We start from the raw sequence: 17,568 nt of genomic DNA on the forward strand, positions 1-17,568 counted from the left end.
GGGGATCAGTACAAGATTTACGCTTCGGCTACGATAGCTTCACCACCAGCCTTTTCGATCTTCTCCTTAGCGGAGCCGCTGAACTTGGCAGCCTTGATCTTGAGAGCTTTGGTGATTTCGCCTTCGCCGAGGATCTTGAGTGGCTTGTCGTTCAAACGAACGAGCCCAGCAACCGCAAGAGCGTCGCGATCAACCTCAGTTACCGAATCATCAAGCCTGGCGAGTTCGCCGACGTTGACGGTTTCGTATTCAGTACGGAAGTTCTTGTTGTTGAAGCCGCGAATAGGAAGACGACGGAAGATAGGCATCTGACCACCTTCGAAACCGATACGGATACCTCCCCCGGAACGAGCCGTCTGCCCCTTGCCACCGCGACCAGAAGTCTTACCGTGGCCACCGCCTTCACCACAACCGACGCGCTTGCGACGGTGGGTTGCACCTTTAACGTTAGATAGATTGTGGAGTCTCATTTTGAGCTTTTCCTTTCAAAGTTTAGATTAACCGCGCAGGCGCTTGTAATCCTCGAGAGTCTTGAGCTGCTTTAGCCCGTCCAAGGTAGCAAGAACGATTGCGTTAGGGTTGTTAGAGCCAAGAGACTTGGTGAGTACGTTCTGAACGCCTGCAGCCTCTAGTACGGCACGCACACCGCCACCAGCGATGATACCGGTACCCGTTGTCGCAGGACGCAAGAGAACCTTACCTCCATCGAACTCGCCGAGTACTTCGTGAGGGATGGTGTCACCCTTGAGCTTAACTGGCTCGAGGTTCTTACGTGCTTGCTCAGTGCCCTTGCGGATCGCTTCAGGAACTTCGTTCGCCTTGCCGTAGCCGATACCGACCTTGCCAGCTTGGTCACCTGCCACCACGAGAGCGGAGAAACTGAAACGACGTCCACCTTTAACAACCTTGGCACAACGATTGATGAATACTACCTTTTCGGAGATTCCATCGTCTTCGCGCTCTTCACGTTGTCCACGAGGTCCGCCACGGTTGCCACCTGGTCCACGGTTTCCACCTGGTCCACGATTACCACCTGGTCCACGATTGCCACCTGGTCCACGGCTACCGCCTGGTCCGCGATTACCACCTGGTCCAGACTTAGCAGGACCGTTAGAATTTTGCTGTGTCATCATAGGGCAATTAGAAGTCTAGGCCGGCCTCGCGAGCGGCTTCTGCGAATGTTTTGACGCAGCCATGATACTTACGTCCGTTACGGTCGAAAACGACCTTGCTAACTCCAGCTTCCTTGGCCTTTTCGCCAAAGAGCTTACCAAGGGCAGCTGCACCGGCGTTGTTTGCCTTGAGGTTCTGTGAACGCACGTCTTTGCCGAGGCTGGAAACGAAGGTTACGGTGGTGCCGGATTCGTCGTTGATCGCTTGAGCGTAGATGTGCTTGTTGCTGAGATGAAGGCTAAGGCGTGGACGCTCTGAAGTGCCAACTACCTTTTTGCGTACGCGCCAGCGGCGCTTTTGCAGGAGCTCGTTTTTCTTTTGAATTTTCATCTGTTAACTCTTCTTTCTGAGTTTGAGGTTAGCATCTAAGCCCTAGCTTAGACGGACTTACCTTCCTTGCGGATTACGTGTTCGCCAACGATGCGAACGCCCTTGCCCTTGTAAGGTTCGATTGGAGCGAACTTCTTGATAGAAGCTGCTGCCTGTCCGACCATGTGCTTGTCGATGCCTGAAACCTTAACTTTGGTACCGCCGTCAACAGTGATGGTAACACCCTCTGGGATGTCGTAGTTACAATCGTGCGAATAGCCGAGCTTTAGGTTCAAAACCTTGCCCTTGAGGTTCGCCTGGAAACCAACGCCGGAGATCTCAAGATCCTTTGAGTACCCTTCGACTACGCCCTGCACCATGTTGCTGATGATAGAGCGGGCTGTTCCGTACATGGAGTTGGCGAAACGTGTTGAGTCCGCTGGGCTGACCTTGACCTGCCCGTCTTCGATGACGACCGCGACTGCTGAGTTGAAAGTTTTTTCGAGCTTACCCTTCGGGCCTTCGACCTTAACGGTGGTTCCGCTTACGTCGACTTTGACACCCGCTGGGATCTCTACTGGTAATTTTCCGATTCTGCTCATTTCTGGAGTCCCTTTCTTACCAAACGTTGCAGATCAGTTCGCCACCAAGTTTCTGGCGGCGAGCTTCGCGATCGCGCATGACGCCCTTCGGCGTGGTGAGGATACAAACTCCAAGTCCGTTGAGGACGCGTGGAATTTCGTTGCTCTTCGCGTAAAGGCGAAGACCTGGCTTAGAGACGCGCTCGATTCCATTGATGGAGGCCTCGCCGTCTACGTACTTGAGAGCGACGACGATGGTCTTGTGACCCTTGGCGTCGGTGCCCTCTTTCACTTCGCTTACGAAGCCTTCGTCGAGAAGGATCTTGGCGATAGCAGCCTTGAGCTTTGAATGCGGCGCTGCGCACTCGGCCTTTCCGGCCGAAGACGCGTTTCTAATGCGCGTTAAGAAGTCGCTGATTGGATCAGTGTGCATACTATTATATTAGGTTGAGGGCCACGCGATATCCAAACTCGTGGCCCGAGATGATTTTTTTGGAAAAGCGGACGATTTGATCGCCAAAAGGCAGATCGTCAACGCCCAATCGCTTACCAGGACGACTTAGTTACGCCTGGGATCTTTCCTTCCAGAGCGAGCTCACGGAAAGTAAGACGAGAAAGTCCGTAGCGGCGGATGTAAGCGCGAGGACGTCCAGTGATGTTGCAGCGATTCTTCACACGAATTGGAGAAGAGTTGCGAGGCAACTTGCAGAGCTTGCGCTGTGCTGCGTAGAACTCTTCGTCGGTGCTGTCCGGATTGGCCATGATAGCCTTCAGGTTAGCACGCTTTTCAGCGTACTGAGCGACCAGACGTTCGCGCTTCTTGTTACGGGCGATAGCTGATTTCTTTGCCATGTTCTAAATAAATTAAGCTGCGGTTTCCGCTTCCTTCTTTTCTTGCTTGCGGAAAGGCATTCCGAGAAGCGTGAGCAACTCCTTACCTTCTTCGTTGGTGGACGCGGAAGTCACGATGGTAAACTCGAGACCGGACTGGTACTTGAGAGCATCGGTGGTGATTTCCGGGAAGATTGTGATATCGGTGATGCCGAGTGAGTAGTTGCCATTGCCGTCGAAACGGGAATGAACTCCACGGAAGTCACGAATGGAAGGGAGGCCTACTGCGAGCAAACGGTAGAGGAAGTCCCACATGCGGTTGCCACGAAGGGTAACCTTGCATCCGATTGGCATTCCTTCACGAAGCTTGAAGTTCGCGATGCTCTTGCGAGCGTAGGTGCGGACCGCTGCTTGACCAGCGATGGCGCTGAGGTTCTTGACCGCCTCTTCGAGGACGGACTTGTCTGCGGAAGCATTGACGCCGATGTTCAAAACGACCTTTTCGATCACAGGGATCTGCATGTCGTTCTTAAAGCCCAAAGACTTCTTGAGGCCTGGCGCAACTACGTCAGCGTAGTGCTTCTTGAGTACTGGAGTTTGTTGAGAGCTCATTGGTTTTTACGAATTCGGATTTCCGTCCCGAATTTCTTGGTTCTCGTGTCTATACTAGACTGATTAATATTAGGTGAATTACTTGGAGCGGCGGGAATCCCACTTCTCTGCAGCCATGAGGTTGGATACGTGGATGGAGCCTTCGCGTTCTACGATGGCGCCTTCCGGCTTTTCCTCTGACTTCTTTTCGTGACGCTTGACCATCATCAAACCTTCGACGATCGCGCGGTTCTTGGAAGGAAGCAGCTGCAAAACCTTGCCGCGCTTCCCCTTTTCCTTGCCAGCGAGTACGATTACTTCCTCGCCCTTTTTAATGTGTGCCTTGGCCATCTTAGAGAACCTCCGGTGCTAGGGATACGATTTTCATGAACTTCTTACCACGAAGTTCGCGAGCGACTGGGCCGAAGATGCGAGTGCCCTTCGGGTTGCCGTTGTTGTCGAGGATAACGATAGCGTTGGAGTCGAAACGCAGGTAGCTTCCGTCCTTGCGGCGGATTGGAGCTTTGGTGCGAACGACTACCGCCTTAACGACAGACCCCTTCTTCACAGAGGAATCAACGCTAGCTTCCTTGATGTTTACGACGATAACGTCGCCTACATCAGCGGTCTTCTTGTTTTGACCAAGTCGACGGATCATGCTGGCGCGCTTGGCTCCAGTGTTGTCCGCGATTTGGAGAGATGAACGTAGTTGAATCATTTTAAGTTACCCTCCTCTGCTTATGCTTCCGTACCGGATTCCGCTGCGTGAGCTTCCTGTTCGGCTTCGACCTCTGCGAGTGTCTTCTTGCCGAGCATTGGAGCGCGCTCAACGACAGAAACGAGGCGCCAGCGCTTTAGGCGGCTGAGTGGACGTGTCTCCATGATCTCAACTTTGTCGCCTAGACGAGCTGTGTTTTCCTCGTCGTGTACGTGAACGACGGTCTTACGGTTGATCACCTTGCGGTAGCGAGGGTGAGCCTTCTTGTAGCTGTAGGTGACCTTGATGGACTTATCGCCCATGATGCTGGTCACTACGCCGGTGAGATCTTTTCTCTTGTTACGTGAATTTTCCATTGCCTGGTAGTATTAGGTGTTAGGCGGACTTCTTCTCAGCGGCGATCTTCGCGGAACGGATGGTTTCCATCCGAGCGATATCCTTGCGAGCTTCCGTGATCTTGTGGGTCTTCTCCACTTGGCCAGTCTGTTTCTTGAGACGTAGATCGAGCAGTTCGGCGCGGGTATCGCGGATCTTCTTTTCGATCTCGGCAACGGAAAGTTCCTGAATGTCTTTTGTCTTCATTTTCTTGTAGTTCCTTCCGGTTTAGTCGCGGTCGCGCTCGATGAAACGAGTTCTGAACGGGATCTTTGCATCTGCGAGTGACATCGCCTGACGAGCTACTGCAAGTGGTACACCTGCAAGCTCGAAAAGGATGGTACCTGGCTTGATGGCAGCGACGTAGTGGTCAACTGGCCCCTTACCCTTACCCATACGAGTTTCGAGAGGCTTCTTGGTGATTGGCTTGTGCGGGAAAACGCGGATCCAAAGCTTACCCTTACGCTTCATGTGACGAGTGATAGCGACACGAGAAGCTTCGATTTGACGACCGGTGAAGTGACCACGGTCGAGAGCTTGGATTGCGAAGTCACCGAAAGCGATGGTGTCGCCACCCTTCGCGTTTCCGCGGAGGCGACCCTTCATTACCTTACGGTATTTAGTGCGAGATGGTGTTAATGGAGGCATGGCTTGTTACCCTTTCGGCTTAGTCTTCCTTGTTGAATACCCAGCACTTGATACCGATAATACCGTAAACGGTACGCGCTTCGGCAGTGCCATAATCGATTTCTTCACGGAGCGTGTGGAGAGGCACGGAACCCTGACGCTGTACTTCCGTACGAGCGATGTCCGCGCCGCCGAGACGACCACCAACTTGAATCTTGATACCCTTCGCGCCCAAAGACATGGCCATCTGGACAGCCTTCTTCATGGCGCGACGGAAAGCGATACGACGCTCAAGCTGCAAGGCCACGTTCTCAGCTACCAAAGTAGCGTCGAGCTCGGGCTTCTTGACTTCTTGAATGTCGAGAAGGATCTCCTTGCCAGTTGCCTTGGCGAGCTCGTCCTTGATCTTTTCGATTTCCTGTCCCTTACGACCGATAACGATACCAGGACGGGCGGTGAAGATCTTGACGCGGACGCGGGCAGAAGCGCGCTCGATGAAGATGCGCGGTACGCTGGCGAACTTGAGCTTTTCCATCAACTTCTCGCGAATGATGTAGTCCTCGTGAAGCGTGTCCGCAAAATCGTTTTTGCGAGCGAACCAGCGTGACTGCCAGTTACGATTTACAGCGAGGCGAAATCCGATCGGATGTGTTTTTTGACCCATTTTGCGTAATTCCTTTAGGCGTTATCAGACAGTACGATGCGGATGTGAGACATACGCTTCTTGCGCTTGGCAACCCCACCACGAGCAGCAGCCTTGAAGCGCTTGAGCGCGGGGCCTTGTTCGACGGTAGCGAGCTCCACGGTGAGTGAATCACCGGAGAGGTCGTGGTTGTTTTCAGCGTTAGCGATTGCGGACTGAAGTGTCTTAGAAAGAAGGAAAGCCGACTTTCTCGGGATGAACTTGAGCAGTTCGAGAGCGTCGTTGGCGTTCTTTCCGCGGATGGCGCGAGCGACCTCGATCACCTTCTTAGGCGACATCCGAGCGTATTTTGTGCGTGCTTGTACTTGCATTGCTATTCGATGCTCCTCGCTTACTTCTTACCACCACCGTGGGCCTTGAAAGTACGAGTCTGTGAGAACTCGCCCAACTTGTGGCCAACCATGTTTTCGGTCACGTGGACAGGGATAAACGCCTTGCCGTTGTGTACGTTAATATTCAATCCAACGAACTCAGGAGTGATGGTTGAACGGCGGGACCAAGTCTGGATCGGCTTGCGATCGTTGGCGGCTTGGGCAGCGTCCACCTTCTTGAGAAGGCTGGGGTCTACGAAAAATCCTTTTTTTATGGAACGAGCCATTTTCTATTTCCTCGCTTATCTGTTCTTCATTTTCCGTCCGTTGCGACGGACGAGGATGAGGCTGTTGCTCTCCTTCGACTTGCGACGAGTTGGGAAACCCTTCGCCAACTGACCCCAAGGGGATACCAGCATCTGGCGTCCGCCACCACCCTTGGACTTCGCTTCACCACCACCATTGGGGTGGTCAACCGGGTTCATGACAACACCACGAACACGAGGACGCTTGCCGAGCCAGCGGCTGCGACCAGCCTTGCCTACCACTACGTTCTTCTTCTCGGCGTTGCTGACCAAACCAATCGTCGCCATGCACTTCTTAGATACGAGGCGGATTTCACCACTTGGCATCTTGATTTGAGCGGAATCTCCATCGATACCGATCAACTCGACTGCATTGCCCGCTGCACGAGCGATCTGCGCACCCTTACCTGGGAGCAACTCGACGGCGTGCAACTTGGTGCTTGGTGGAATGAACTCGAGAGGCATCGCGTTGCCTGCGTCGAAAGCGATCATCTTTTGCGAGGACAAAACCGTGTCGCCTGTCTTCACTCCGGCTGGAGCGATGATGTAGCGCTTTTCACCATCTGCATAAGCGATCAAGGCGATGTAAGCAGAACGATTTGGATCGTACTCGATGGCCTGTACCTTAGCTGGGATATCAAACTTGTTACGCTTGAAATCGATGATGCGGTAAAGCTGCTTGTGACCGCCACCGCGACGACGCATCGTGATACGTCCGTAGCAGTTGCGACCCGCTTGCTTGCCCTTTGACTCGGTAAGCGCCTTTTCAGGACGCTTGTTCGCTACATCCTTAACCTGGATCGCCGCAAAGCGCTGGGTCGGAGTAACTGGATTAAAACTTTTGATAGCCATTGTGTCTGGTCTCCTCGTTTAGGCGGTGAAGTCGATCACGTCGCCCTGCTTGAGGGTCACGATCGCTTTTTTCAAACCGGATCCACTAGAGGTCTTACCGGTCTTGCGGTTGCGGCTTGGCTTGCCGATCTGGTTGATCACGTTCACGCGCTTAACAGTGACGTCGAATGCCTTTTCAACAGCAGCCTTGATGGTGTCCTTGGTTGCGGTCTTGAAAACCTGGAAGGTGTACTGACCAATCTCGGAAGATTGGATGTTGCTCTTCTCGGTTAGGTGAACGGATTTGATGATCTTATCTGGCTGAATCATTTCGAGCCTCCTTTCGCACGCTCGACGAGAACTTCGAGACCTGCACGTGTAACGATGATTGTTTTGAACTGACAGAGGTCAGTTACGCTTACGAGTGGCGCTTCCTCGAGGTCTACACCGGCGAGGTTACGCAGCGACAAGATTGCGGTTTCGCTGAATTCCTTGTCGATAACGAGCACCTTTCCTACGGGGGCGATGCCGCGGACGATGGATTCGGCAACCTTAGTCTTGGCAGGAGCGATGTCCAAAGCGTCTACCACCACGAGAGACTCGTCGGAGATGCGGTCGAACAAGGCGCGGCTGAATGCCAAGGTCTTTACCTTCTTGTTAACCTTCTTGGAGTAGTCGCGAGGACGTGGTCCGAAGACGATACCACCGCCAACCCAAATTGGGGAGCGAGTAGAACCTGCACGAGCGCGGCCGGTGCCCTTCTGGCGCCATGGCTTCTTGCCACCGCCGCGAACTTCGCCGCGAGTCTTGGTGTTTGCACTGCCTTGGCGAGCGTTGGCCGCCTGAGCTACAACTACTTCTTTTACAGCTTGCAGGCCCTTGTCACCTTCGAAGACGGGAAGTCCGTCTACTTCAGTTTCGCCGTTTGCGCTGCCGTCGTTTTTGAAAAGCTTAAGTTTCATGGTCGATCAGTCCTTTCCTATTTCTTGGCTTTGATCGAAGAACGGATCATCACAGTGTCGCCATTTGCGCCTGGGATGCCACCCTTGACCAAGATCAGGTTCTTCTCGGCGTCGATGCTGACGATCTCGAGATTTTGAATAGTGCGTTGCTTCGCACCCATGTGACCCGGCATCTTCTGGTTCTTGAAAACGTGTCCTGGCCATTGGCAAAGACCGATCGAACCGATGCGGCGGTGGAACATGGAACCATGAGAAGCAGGTCCGCCCTTGGTGTTGAATCGCTTCATAACACCCGCGAATCCCTTACCTTTAGTGTTTCCGATGATGTCGACCTTCTTGCCGACCTCGAACTTGGAAACATCGAGGACGTCGCCAGCAGTCGCGTCAATCGCGTCGCTGCTGCGGACTTCCTTGATCACGCGTGGAGCGTGAGCAACGCCAGCCTTCTTGGCATGCCCGAGAGCTGCCTTGCTTGCGTTCTTGTCCTTCTTGGTTTCGAAACCGATCTGGATCGCATTGTATCCGTCGGACTCAACCGTCTTAACTTGTAGCACTGGGCAAGGACCTGCCTGCAGTACGGTGACAGGGACAACCTGGTTGTCGCTGCCATAAACCTGGGTCATTCCCAGCTTTTTGCCTAATAGCGTATAGTTCATATTTCTAAGAGGTAGGTGAAGACATTCGCCTTCGTTTTTATTAGACCCACATTAGCGCCCGGCGGAGTTGCCGAACGAAATTACTGTGTATTCTAGAATCCGGATAGATTAGACGTTGATGCTGATATCTACGCCGGAAGGTAGGTTTAGCTTCTTGAGTTCGTCCACGGTCTGGGCAGTTGGCTCGATGATGTCGAGCAAACGCTTGTGCGTGCGGATCTCAAACTGCTCCATAGACTTTTTGTCTACGTGCGGAGAGCGGTTAACGGATATCTTCTCGATACGAGTCGGAAGGGGTACAGGCCCAGAGACACGAGCTCCGGAACGCTTAGCTGTATCCACGATTTCTGACGCGGACTGATCGATTACTCGATAGTCGAAACCTTGAAGTCTGATGCGGATTTTTTGTCCTGTCATGATTGTTCGGTAGAAAAGTTGCGGCGGGGATTACCAACCTTGGTTTAGAATCTCTTCGAGGAGCTTTGGCGCAACAACCTCGTAGTTTGACCACTCCATGGTGTAACTGGCACGTCCCTTGGAGAGTGAACGAACGTCTGTCGCATAACCAAACATGGTTTTGAGAGGGACGGTCGCGTATATGTAACCCAGATCTCCTTTTGTCTCCAAATTTTGGATCTGGCCTCTGCGGCGATTTAGGTCTCCGACCACATCGCCTTGAAATTCGTTAGGAGTAACAACCTCCACCTTCATCACCGGTTCGAGCAAAACTGGCGAGGCCTGTTTCATCGCTTCTTTCAGAGCGAAGATACCAGCCATCTTGAATGAGGTTTCGGAGGAATCCACTTCATGAAAAGAACCATCAACAAGGCGAACCTTGAGGTCGATCACCGGATAGCTCGCTACCACACCGTTCAGTGTAGCCTCGCGGATACCATCCATAGTTGGCTTGATGAACTCACGAGGTATAGAGCCACCAACAGTTTCGTCGACGATCTCAATCCCCTTGCCCACTTCCTGAGGTTCGATCTCGATCACCGCGTGACCGTATTGCCCCTTACCTCCGGTCTGACGAATAAACTTACCTTCAGCCTTCGCCTTGGCAGTAATCGTTTCGCGGTAGGCGATTTGTGGTTCTCCCGAGCGTGCGCTTACCTTGAACTCGCGGAACAAACGGTCGCGAATAATTTCAAGGTGCAACTCGCCCATACCGGAGATGATAGTTTGTCCAGTTTCAGGGTTGGAACTGACAACAAAAGTTGGATCCTCTTCGGCAAGACGCGCCAAACCTGCAGCCAGCTTATCTTGGTCTGCGGAGGTCTTTGGCTCGATCGTCATGGAGATGACTGGCTCTGGGAAACTAGGTGGAATCAGAGAAACGTCATAACCCTTGGGTACGAGCGTATCGCCTGTCGCCACATTCTTGATACCAACCAAAGCGCAGATGTCGCCTGAACGCACAATCTCGAGATCTTCGCGACTATCCGCCTTCATCTGAAGGATGCGGCTGACTCGCTCACCCTTGCCAGTGCGAGGGTTGAACAACATATCGCCCTTTTTGATCGAGCCAGAATAAACCCGAACGAAAACGAGCTTACCAACGTAAGGATCGCTCCAAAGCTTGAAAGCCAAGGCAGAGGATTTTGCTGCATCGTCCGCCTCGATTTCGACGATAGATTCGTCTTGGGCGTGGCCTTGAGTGGCTGGCAAATCAAGCGGGCTTGGCAAGTAATTCACAACCGAATCAAGTACACTCTGCACACCCTTATTCTTGAAGGCTGAACCTGGGATAACACCCACGAATTTGAGAGCTATGGTAGCCTTGCGGATCGCTAGAATCAGCTGCTCGACGGAAATCTCTTCTCCTCCGAGATAAGCCTCAGCCAATTCATCGTCAAAGTCCGCAACGGATTCGATAAGCGACTCGCGTAGCGCCGAAGCTTCATCTGCTAACTCGGTAGGAATTTCAGCGTCAATGGTCTGAACTCCCATTTCATCGGATTCGTCGAACAAGAAGGCCTTGTTGCGAACGAGGTCGACCAAGCCTTTGAAGTTTTCTTCGGAACCGATGTTCAGGAAAAGCGGATGGGCGTTTGCGCCTAGCTTTGCCCGCATGTCTTCCAAAGTCGCTTGGAAGTTAGCTCCCACACGGTCCATCTTGTTGACGAACGCAATGCGAGGTACCTTGTACTTGTCGGCTTGGCGCCAGACGGTTTCGGATTGCGGCTGAACGCCTGCTACCGCGCAAAAAACCGCGACAGCTCCATCCAAAACGCGAAGGGACCGCTCTACTTCGGCGGTGAAATCGACGTGCCCGGGGGTGTCGATGATGTTAACCAAGTGGTTAACGTTTTCGAAAGGTCCGTACTTTGCCTTCCAATTGCAGGAAATGGCAGCGGAGGTGATGGTAATACCACGCTCACGCTCCTGCTCCATGAAGTCCGTGACGGCGTTTCCGTCATGAACTTCCCCTACTTTGTGAACTACACCTGTATAATAAAGAATGCGCTCTGTAGTCGTAGTCTTCCCCGCGTCAATATGGGCGGCGATGCCTATATTGCGCATCCACTCCATCGGCACCGGTCTGTCGGCGCCGTTTCGTGGCGAATGAGCTGTAAGGGAGACTGACATTTACAAAGAACAAAACAGGCTAAGCTGCAGAGAGCTGCGGTTGATTACCAGCGGAGGTGGGCAAAGGCTCGGTTAGACTGAGCCATCTTGTGAGTATCTTCCTTCTTCTTAACAACAGTACCCGTGTTGTTGTAAGCGTCGACGATCTCGGCAGCGAGAGCATCTTTCATAGGAAGACCACGACGGGAAGCGGCACTGTTCACGATCCAACGGAACGCGAGCGACTCCTGACGATCGTAAGAGATCTCGACTGGTACCTGATAAGTTGCACCACCAACGCGGCGGCTCTTAACTTCGAGGCGTGGACGAGCGTTTTCCAAAGCACCGAGGAGGAGATCAATCGGATCACCCTTACCGAGCTTTTCGGCAACCTTTTCGAATGCGGAGTAGACGATACGCTCAGCGACAGTCTTTTTGCCGTCACGCATGACGGTGTTAACGAGGCGACCTACGAGTACGCTGCCGTAGCGGGCGTCTGGCTTAGCTGGTCTTTTAGTAGCTCTTCTGCGACGTGACATGGCTTAAAATAGTTGGCTTACTTCTTATCCTTAGGACGCTTAACTCCGTATTTGGAGCGGCTGCGGCGACGCTTATCCACACCCTGGGCGTCAAGAGTGCCACGGACGATGTGGTAACGAACACCTGGAAGGTCCTTAACACGACCACCACGCACGAGAACGATGCTGTGTTCCTGAAGGTTGTGACCTTCGTCAGGAATGTAAGCGATCACTTCGTAACCGTTGGTCAGACGAACCTTAGCTACCTTACGGATAGCGGAGTTCGGCTTCTTAGGCGTACGCGTCATAACTTGTACGCACACACCGCGTCGGAACGGGTTTGCTTCGAGGGCACGTGACTTGGACTTCGCCTTGATCACTTTGCGGCCCAATCGGACTAACTGGTTAATTGTAGGCATGGTGTGAAATTTTGAGAAAAGAGCGTGAACGTATCGTTTGAAGGTGGTTCGGCAAGTATTTTCTCACCGAAAGAGAACAAAAAGCAGCTCCAGCCCGTTCACCGGCTGAATCTGCTCATTTTCCTACACTGTTGTTTGGGCGGGGAGCCCTTTGGGAGCCCCCTATGTGACGGGAAATTTTAAAGGACGAACGGTTTGGGGCGCTGTCCCCTCGTCTTCAAGAAGAATTGTCACAGAAAACACACTTTTTCGCTTCCAGCACGAGGCAACCGTCTAAATCCGGCCTTTGCACCCTCAAACCAACACTAGTCCAGGCGGCAAGGCCTCGCCAAAGCTGGTATTCTGGTCTGAAACCGAACGGGCCACGTATATTTCCAAAGGACGAAGTTTGGAATGTTCGACGCCAGACTTCTCAAGCTTGGATCGGATTTTGCGAGCGAGTCCGCTGGAGAGGTCCAGATGCCTATCGTCCACGATCCGCCCTGCCCTCAGAAACAAGTTTTTTGCTCCCGCGAAACGCGAGTTCGTCCAATCCTCCTTTTTGAGGAGTCCGAAAATAGTCTCCACTCGGTTTGGCGGCACGACCCGATCCAAACCTGTCCGAAAAGGCAGCCGGGAAAGCAAGATTGCCATACCCGTCAGGAAGGACCCGACTTCCCCAGAACTCTGCATCGAAATTCTCAACCTCTGCGACAATTCCTCGAACAATCGGCCTTTCCTTTCCAAATCGACCGCCTCCAAACTACAGAGTAGCCGAATACGTTCCGGCTCGGACTTGGGGGATCCGATAAGCAATTCGAAATGCTTGTCGAAAAGACTAGCCTGTTCTTCCTCCGAAAGCCCGAAGCAAACTCGCCTCAGAAAGATGAGCTGTTGCACCTCTACTCTTCGTGGCTGGGCGGCCGGATCGCCTAACAATTCAAAAAACAAATCCAGTCGCCTGCGATCCCTAGGTGTACCGAACCCGGGTCTCATCAAATAACCCGCGAGCTGGAACCAGGCTTCAAGCGCAGAATTGTTCTCAACTGGGACCACTCCCTTCGCTAGCAATCCGTCGATGAGGGCCCTACAAAGCGGTAAATTCCAGTCCGGTTTGGGCAAAGCCAGACTCGACTCCAATTCTTTGAAGATCCTCGATGCTTTTAGGTTCGGATCCTTGCTGAACAATCGCCCGAGGAGAATCGACTCGGCTTTTTGAGCACGCTTTAAGTCGTAAGCCTGCACCCCTTTGTCAGCCTGTGTCGATGCAGTGGTCGCCACCGAAACATCCCCACGCAGGTTAAATTCCAACTCCCACTCCCCTTCACGCTCGGGATCCGTGGACTCGCACACCACCGTGACCAGGCCCAATTCGTTTAAACACGCACGTAGACGAACCGGAACCGAGTCGCTTCCGTCCATTTCCACTTCCGTCTCGAGCGCGGGCAGAGTCCGCAGACGACTGGCATCCGAGAAGCGTCGCTCTCCCGCTGAAAGACTCATGTCAGCATCCCCAAGCGCTGCTTCGAAGCGAGCCACTTTATTCAGCTGCAAATGGAGGCCGTCAACTTCAGCGACGAAGACCTCGAGCGGCTGTGCCCCTTTGGGCAAAACACAGACATATTCTGCCCTCTCATCAATCGCCAGCTTAAGCAATACACAGCGGGATGCCCCGGAATCGATCACCCTTTCTTTTCTATAGGATAGTGCACCGAAGTAAGCAGCGCCGCGGGCAACCGCCAAATCAGTTTCCGAGCTTGCCATCAAAAAAGGTGTTTCGCCGCCTTGCCAGTTTGCCAGTAGCTCGAGCAAGCGCTGCTGAACTACAGTCGTCGAAAGGCTGCCTCCATTAAACAAGACAGCGTCCACACGAGGTTCCGCTCCCAAAAACTCAGAAATATGATGAGTGACCGCGCAATCCACCGCGTAGGGCAAGCCCCACTCCCGCATGCCCTCCTGAGCTTTCTCTGCAACGGTCCCCGCTGAACACAACGGATAGAATCCCTCCAGAACCAGCTCGCGAGCTTGCGACAGAGAAATTTCCGCTGAGAGCGTTCCAGCCAGCAAGCCCGCACCTTTACTAGGAATCGCTACCTTGAAGGAGCCATCTGACTCCGCTTCTAGACTCGCCTCTTTCAACTCTCGAGCTCGACTCAGCAAAAAGCCCCATTGGTCTACACTCAGTTCCTCACTCGCCCCAACCAGCTCCGACTCCAAGGCATACGAAAGGGCCAAATCCATATTATCGCCGCCCAAAAGCAAATGTTCGCTCACCGACTCCCGCTTGATTGAAAAGGTCCCGTCATCATCTCTCGCAACGGAAAACAGGCTGAAATCTGAGGTACCCCCTCCCACATCAACCACAAGAATTCGACTTCCGACTTCCAACTCCGACAGCGTGACTGACTGGGACTCAAGCCAGCGGTAAAATGCGGCTTGCGGCTCTTCCACAATACGCACTCCCGCCGGATATCCGGCTTGCTTGGCAGCTTGAAGCGTCGCGGCCTGCGAAGCGGGATCGAAGGAGGCAGGAACGGTTATGACCACAGACTGGCTGCCAAAGGGGGCGGATTCTCCAAACTTGCGATTCCACGCATCTCTCAAGGTTGCCAGCAGCAACGCGGAGGCGCCCATCGGTGTTAATTTCTCACTCTCAGGTACGGCTCTAGACTTCCAAGGGAGAATTCCAGAGCTCGGGCTTAGCGAAAGATTGCCCAACCAAGATTTGGCGGAATGTGCGACCAAGTCGGGAGTTTCACGGGCTAAACGCTTTGCGTAGGCCCCAACCAACCAACGCCCCTCTGACTCGTAGGCGAGAAACGAAGGCAACGAGGTTCGCTCGACCTCCGTAGCCCGCTGCTCGAGCTGGGGAATCATCAAAACCTGGGATTCGCCATCCGTCCGGCTCAAATCGACATAAGCGAGCGAGCAGTTGGTGGTCCCAAGATCGATTCCAATACTATAGCGTGGAAAACCGGCCATACCCTCACTCCATGCGAACCTGGAATTCTATCTTCCAGCTCCGATCGGAATCCACGTGCTGCATCCAAAGCTCCAAATTGCCGAGCTCTGTCACCACCGAGTTCAAACGCACCGGAATAGGCTGGCCTTCCGGAAACTCTTCCATCGGCGGCAAAGTAATTTCCAGTTTGCTGGTTTCTTCCAACTCCTTGTCCGCTTTGGGCACCAAGTCTCCCGGTTTGTCGCCGCTGCGAATTTCAGAAGCGAAAAAGCGGAAAACGGCAGGCTTCCCAGTGACCAAACCAAAGGAACGCCCCTCAAGCGTGAGCGAGGATCCTTCTTCCATACCTTGAGGCACAACACACACCGCCTTAATCGGTGGCTTAAACCCGGGAACTGCGGGACGCGAAGATTCGAGACCGAGGTAATAGGACCTCGCCGTTCCCGCTCGGATTCTCAGCCCCTGTCCGGTCACCCGATTTCGTCCGTAACTGGCCGCTCCCTTCGCGACCGCCAAGTCCGGCTGAAATCCTTCTAGTTCACGAGGAGCTGTTCCGCACCAAGATGCCAGCAAATCGAGAACCCGCTGGCGCAAGGCATCAGCCTTGAAAACGCCTCCATTGAACAGGACAGCGGTGGGCTTAAGCAGGTCACCCACCAGAGCTTCTTCCGCTTGCCCGATCAAGGCAGACAGATTTTCGCTAGCCTTCACATTCTTGAGGCTGCGTGACAAGAAGCGGGCCAAGTGCTTGCTCACCACCGCATCAGAAGCGTAGGGCAAACCAAATTCTTGCAGAGCCGCCCCGCCATCTTCCACCGGCATTTCACTCGCTGCAGTCAGTTCGAAAAAGCCATCTATCACCACCGCTTCCAACGTCTCGCGGGAGAGCGTTGTGGTAACCGTCCCAGCGAAGAGGCTGGAACCACGAGAGGGCACAGAAATGCTCAACTCACCGAGCGACTTATCTTCGAAGAGTTTCGCTTTGGCCACGCTAGCCGAGTGAACTAAGGCCATGAACTGCCAATCGTCAATCTCGGTACCTTCCTCTTCCAGCTGAGCCTGCAAGGTGTAGGCCAGGGCCAAATCCATGTTATCTCCGCCTAATAGGATGTGTTCGCCCACCGCGATTCGCTCGACTGCAAGATTCCCCTCTTCCTCACTTACCGCGATGAGGCTGAAATCGGCCGTGCCCCCACCGACATCACAAACAAGAATCACGTCTCCCGCCGAGACCTGCTTACGCCAATCGCTCCCGACTTTATCAGTCCAGGCATAAAAGGCAGCTTGCGGTTCCTCCAACAAAACCGGCTCCGGGAAACCAGCCGCCTTGGCGGCGTCGGAGGTTAGTTTACGGGCAACTTCATCGAAAGATGCCGGAACAGTGAGCACCAGTTCCCCTTGTTCAAAATCCCACTCTCGCCCCTCCAAACGCTCCGCGTAGAGGAAACCTTGCTTGAGATGGGACAGATAGCGACGCGATGCCTCCACGGCGGAAACTTTGCCCTCCCCTATCTCCGAATTCCACGGAAGCACTGCAGCCTGCGGGTCGACGTGCGGATTGGACAACCAAGACTTGGCGGAAGTCACAAGGCGATCGGGAACCTGAGCTCCATGTTCGCGAGCGAAAACACCTACGATATCGCTGGCCTCCCCCTCGCGCCAAGGTACGCGGACCGCGTCAGCCGAAAATTCACCCTGGCCCGGCAAGTAAAGAGCAGAGGGCAGCGAACTCCTTTCTCCGACTTGGCTGGGGGCGAGGATCTGAGTAACTTCTACGACGCGGCTTTCACCTGATTCCAGGTCGTAAAGCGTCACAGCGCTGTTGCTGGTTCCCAGATCGATTCCTAAAACAAAATTCTTTTCCATTATTGTGGCTTTGATTTGGTCGCCCCGGACTCCTCGTTCGAATGGATGAGAGATACGAAATACGGGCGACCTTGCTCTATTTTCAAAAATTGGACTGCGAGCTTGTTCGGATTAAAAGCCCGATGGACGCGGTTTAATCAAACCTCAGTCCCGCGAGTCCAACCGAAAAGCAGTTCTCGAGCCGCATTCGGGTTACGGTAGTTCTATCAGGCTAGTCTAGATTGAATTCCCAATTCAAAAAACCCGCCGATCAATTGAGCGGGCTACACGTTCGAAGAAACGG

General features: G+C 53.5%; 24 protein-coding genes and 1 pseudogene. All 25 read right to left on the reverse strand.

What is annotated here, in order from left to right:
* Positions 1-17: 17 nt before the first annotated feature.
* The 25 genes and pseudogenes from rplO to H5P27_RS10180 all read right to left on the reverse strand — a co-directional run bounded on the left by rplO (position 18) and on the right by H5P27_RS10180 (position 17,285).
* Positions 18-470, reverse strand: a complete 453-nt coding sequence (gene rplO, locus H5P27_RS10060) for a 50S ribosomal protein L15 (RefSeq protein WP_185660269.1) — start codon at positions 468-470, stop codon at positions 18-20.
* A gap of 27 nt (positions 471-497) precedes the next feature.
* Positions 498-1,130: a 30S ribosomal protein S5 gene (rpsE, locus tag H5P27_RS10065; RefSeq protein WP_221774733.1), complete on the reverse strand. Its 633-nt coding sequence runs from the start codon at positions 1,128-1,130 to the stop codon at positions 498-500.
* Positions 1,131-1,140: 10 nt separating this feature from the next.
* Positions 1,141-1,503 carry a 50S ribosomal protein L18 gene (gene rplR, locus H5P27_RS10070; protein ID WP_185660270.1) on the reverse strand — a complete coding sequence of 121 codons (363 nt, stop codon included), beginning with the start codon at positions 1,501-1,503 and terminating at the stop codon, positions 1,141-1,143.
* A 47-nt stretch (positions 1,504-1,550) separates the two neighbouring features.
* Positions 1,551-2,084, reverse strand: coding sequence for a 50S ribosomal protein L6 (gene rplF / locus H5P27_RS10075; RefSeq protein ID WP_185660271.1), 534 nt, complete (start codon positions 2,082-2,084; stop codon positions 1,551-1,553).
* A gap of 16 nt (positions 2,085-2,100) precedes the next feature.
* Positions 2,101-2,496 (reverse strand): 30S ribosomal protein S8, encoded by a 396-nt coding sequence (rpsH, locus tag H5P27_RS10080; RefSeq protein WP_185660272.1) that lies wholly within the window; start codon positions 2,494-2,496, stop codon positions 2,101-2,103.
* Positions 2,497-2,609: 113 nt separating this feature from the next.
* Entirely contained in the window at positions 2,610-2,915 is a 306-nt protein-coding gene (gene rpsN / locus H5P27_RS10085; protein WP_185660273.1) for a 30S ribosomal protein S14, read from the reverse strand.
* 12 nt (positions 2,916-2,927) lie between these two features.
* Complete coding sequence (gene rplE / locus H5P27_RS10090) at positions 2,928-3,506, reverse strand: 50S ribosomal protein L5 (protein WP_185660274.1); 579 nt, start codon at positions 3,504-3,506, stop codon at positions 2,928-2,930.
* 78 nt (positions 3,507-3,584) lie between these two features.
* Complete coding sequence (gene rplX / locus H5P27_RS10095; protein ID WP_185660275.1) at positions 3,585-3,836, reverse strand: 50S ribosomal protein L24; 252 nt, start codon at positions 3,834-3,836, stop codon at positions 3,585-3,587.
* A 1-nt stretch (position 3,837) separates the two neighbouring features.
* Positions 3,838-4,203: a 50S ribosomal protein L14 gene (rplN, locus tag H5P27_RS10100; protein ID WP_185660276.1), complete on the reverse strand. Its 366-nt coding sequence runs from the start codon at positions 4,201-4,203 to the stop codon at positions 3,838-3,840.
* 101 nt (positions 4,204-4,304) lie between these two features.
* Positions 4,305-4,559, reverse strand: a pseudogene (gene rpsQ / locus H5P27_RS10105) (30S ribosomal protein S17); the annotation flags it as partial.
* Positions 4,560-4,578: 19 nt separating this feature from the next.
* Entirely contained in the window at positions 4,579-4,785 is a 207-nt protein-coding gene (gene rpmC, locus H5P27_RS10110; protein ID WP_185660278.1) for a 50S ribosomal protein L29, read from the reverse strand.
* A gap of 21 nt (positions 4,786-4,806) precedes the next feature.
* Entirely contained in the window at positions 4,807-5,226 is a 420-nt protein-coding gene (gene rplP / locus H5P27_RS10115; protein ID WP_185660279.1) for a 50S ribosomal protein L16, read from the reverse strand.
* A gap of 19 nt (positions 5,227-5,245) precedes the next feature.
* On the reverse strand, positions 5,246-5,869 hold the full coding sequence (gene rpsC, locus H5P27_RS10120; RefSeq protein WP_185660280.1) for a 30S ribosomal protein S3: 624 nt from the start codon (positions 5,867-5,869) through the stop codon (positions 5,246-5,248).
* A 14-nt stretch (positions 5,870-5,883) separates the two neighbouring features.
* Positions 5,884-6,219 (reverse strand): 50S ribosomal protein L22, encoded by a 336-nt coding sequence (gene rplV, locus H5P27_RS10125; RefSeq protein WP_185660281.1) that lies wholly within the window; start codon positions 6,217-6,219, stop codon positions 5,884-5,886.
* Positions 6,220-6,239: 20 nt separating this feature from the next.
* Positions 6,240-6,506, reverse strand: coding sequence for a 30S ribosomal protein S19 (gene rpsS / locus H5P27_RS10130; protein ID WP_185660282.1), 267 nt, complete (start codon positions 6,504-6,506; stop codon positions 6,240-6,242).
* Positions 6,507-6,521: 15 nt separating this feature from the next.
* Positions 6,522-7,376, reverse strand: coding sequence for a 50S ribosomal protein L2 (rplB, locus tag H5P27_RS10135; protein WP_185660283.1), 855 nt, complete (start codon positions 7,374-7,376; stop codon positions 6,522-6,524).
* Between the two features lie 18 nt (positions 7,377-7,394).
* Positions 7,395-7,685 (reverse strand): 50S ribosomal protein L23, encoded by a 291-nt coding sequence (gene rplW / locus H5P27_RS10140; RefSeq protein WP_185660284.1) that lies wholly within the window; start codon positions 7,683-7,685, stop codon positions 7,395-7,397.
* Positions 7,682-8,317, reverse strand: a complete 636-nt coding sequence (rplD, locus tag H5P27_RS10145; protein WP_185660285.1) for a 50S ribosomal protein L4 — start codon at positions 8,315-8,317, stop codon at positions 7,682-7,684. Before rplD ends, rplW begins: the two co-directional genes overlap by 4 nt.
* Before the next feature lie 17 nt (positions 8,318-8,334).
* Entirely contained in the window at positions 8,335-8,973 is a 639-nt protein-coding gene (gene rplC, locus H5P27_RS10150) for a 50S ribosomal protein L3 (RefSeq protein ID WP_185660286.1), read from the reverse strand.
* A gap of 108 nt (positions 8,974-9,081) precedes the next feature.
* On the reverse strand, positions 9,082-9,390 hold the full coding sequence (gene rpsJ / locus H5P27_RS10155) for a 30S ribosomal protein S10 (RefSeq protein ID WP_040898353.1): 309 nt from the start codon (positions 9,388-9,390) through the stop codon (positions 9,082-9,084).
* A gap of 30 nt (positions 9,391-9,420) precedes the next feature.
* Positions 9,421-11,562 (reverse strand): elongation factor G, encoded by a 2,142-nt coding sequence (gene fusA / locus H5P27_RS10160; protein WP_246462613.1) that lies wholly within the window; start codon positions 11,560-11,562, stop codon positions 9,421-9,423.
* A gap of 44 nt (positions 11,563-11,606) precedes the next feature.
* Complete coding sequence (gene rpsG, locus H5P27_RS10165) at positions 11,607-12,080, reverse strand: 30S ribosomal protein S7 (protein ID WP_185660287.1); 474 nt, start codon at positions 12,078-12,080, stop codon at positions 11,607-11,609.
* 17 nt (positions 12,081-12,097) lie between these two features.
* Positions 12,098-12,478, reverse strand: a complete 381-nt coding sequence (gene rpsL, locus H5P27_RS10170) for a 30S ribosomal protein S12 (protein WP_185660288.1) — start codon at positions 12,476-12,478, stop codon at positions 12,098-12,100.
* A 294-nt stretch (positions 12,479-12,772) separates the two neighbouring features.
* Positions 12,773-15,439, reverse strand: coding sequence for a hsp70 family protein (locus H5P27_RS10175; protein WP_185660289.1), 2,667 nt, complete (start codon positions 15,437-15,439; stop codon positions 12,773-12,775).
* Positions 15,440-15,443: 4 nt separating this feature from the next.
* The gene (locus tag H5P27_RS10180) at positions 15,444-17,285 is read right to left on the reverse strand and encodes an Hsp70 family protein (protein ID WP_185660290.1); all 1,842 of its coding nucleotides are present in this window, start codon (positions 17,283-17,285) and stop codon (positions 15,444-15,446) included.
* Positions 17,286-17,568 lie beyond the last annotated feature (283 nt).

The sequence above is a fragment of the Pelagicoccus albus genome, assembly GCF_014230145.1.
Classification (GTDB): domain Bacteria; phylum Verrucomicrobiota; class Verrucomicrobiia; order Opitutales; family Opitutaceae; genus Pelagicoccus; species Pelagicoccus albus.

Excerpts from the sequence above, each read along its gene's own strand:
- rpsG (WP_185660287.1), bottom strand. The coding sequence starts at position 12,080 with ATGTCACGTCGCAGAAGAGCTACTAAAAGACCAGCTAAGCCAGACGCC.
- rplO (WP_185660269.1), bottom strand. The coding sequence starts at position 470 with ATGAGACTCCACAATCTATCTAACGTTAAAGGTGCAACCCACCGTCGC.
- rpsE (WP_221774733.1), bottom strand. The coding sequence starts at position 1,130 with ATGACACAGCAAAATTCTAACGGTCCTGCTAAGTCTGGACCAGGTGGT.
- rpmC (WP_185660278.1), bottom strand. The coding sequence starts at position 4,785 with ATGAAGACAAAAGACATTCAGGAACTTTCCGTTGCCGAGATCGAAAAG.
- rpsN (WP_185660273.1), bottom strand. The coding sequence starts at position 2,915 with ATGGCAAAGAAATCAGCTATCGCCCGTAACAAGAAGCGCGAACGTCTG.
- rplX (WP_185660275.1), bottom strand. The coding sequence starts at position 3,836 with ATGGCCAAGGCACACATTAAAAAGGGCGAGGAAGTAATCGTACTCGCT.
- rplV (WP_185660281.1), bottom strand. The coding sequence starts at position 6,219 with ATGCAAGTACAAGCACGCACAAAATACGCTCGGATGTCGCCTAAGAAG.
- rpsH (WP_185660272.1), bottom strand. The coding sequence starts at position 2,496 with ATGCACACTGATCCAATCAGCGACTTCTTAACGCGCATTAGAAACGCG.
- rplD (WP_185660285.1), bottom strand. The coding sequence starts at position 8,317 with ATGAAACTTAAGCTTTTCAAAAACGACGGCAGCGCAAACGGCGAAACT.
- rplC (WP_185660286.1), bottom strand. The coding sequence starts at position 8,973 with ATGAACTATACGCTATTAGGCAAAAAGCTGGGAATGACCCAGGTTTAT.
- rplW (WP_185660284.1), bottom strand. The coding sequence starts at position 7,685 with ATGATTCAGCCAGATAAGATCATCAAATCCGTTCACCTAACCGAGAAG.
- rpsL (WP_185660288.1), bottom strand. The coding sequence starts at position 12,478 with ATGCCTACAATTAACCAGTTAGTCCGATTGGGCCGCAAAGTGATCAAG.
- rpsJ (WP_040898353.1), bottom strand. The coding sequence starts at position 9,390 with ATGACAGGACAAAAAATCCGCATCAGACTTCAAGGTTTCGACTATCGA.
- rplE (WP_185660274.1), bottom strand. The coding sequence starts at position 3,506 with ATGAGCTCTCAACAAACTCCAGTACTCAAGAAGCACTACGCTGACGTA.
- rplF (WP_185660271.1), bottom strand. The coding sequence starts at position 2,084 with ATGAGCAGAATCGGAAAATTACCAGTAGAGATCCCAGCGGGTGTCAAA.
- rplP (WP_185660279.1), bottom strand. The coding sequence starts at position 5,226 with ATGCCTCCATTAACACCATCTCGCACTAAATACCGTAAGGTAATGAAG.
- rpsS (WP_185660282.1), bottom strand. The coding sequence starts at position 6,506 with ATGGCTCGTTCCATAAAAAAAGGATTTTTCGTAGACCCCAGCCTTCTC.
- rplN (WP_185660276.1), bottom strand. The coding sequence starts at position 4,203 with ATGATTCAACTACGTTCATCTCTCCAAATCGCGGACAACACTGGAGCC.
- rpsC (WP_185660280.1), bottom strand. The coding sequence starts at position 5,869 with ATGGGTCAAAAAACACATCCGATCGGATTTCGCCTCGCTGTAAATCGT.
- H5P27_RS10180 (WP_185660290.1), bottom strand. The coding sequence starts at position 17,285 with ATGGAAAAGAATTTTGTTTTAGGAATCGATCTGGGAACCAGCAACAGC.
- H5P27_RS10175 (WP_185660289.1), bottom strand. The coding sequence starts at position 15,439 with ATGGCCGGTTTTCCACGCTATAGTATTGGAATCGATCTTGGGACCACC.
- rplR (WP_185660270.1), bottom strand. The coding sequence starts at position 1,503 with ATGAAAATTCAAAAGAAAAACGAGCTCCTGCAAAAGCGCCGCTGGCGC.
- rplB (WP_185660283.1), bottom strand. The coding sequence starts at position 7,376 with ATGGCTATCAAAAGTTTTAATCCAGTTACTCCGACCCAGCGCTTTGCG.
- fusA (WP_246462613.1), bottom strand. The coding sequence starts at position 11,562 with ATGTCAGTCTCCCTTACAGCTCATTCGCCACGAAACGGCGCCGACAGA.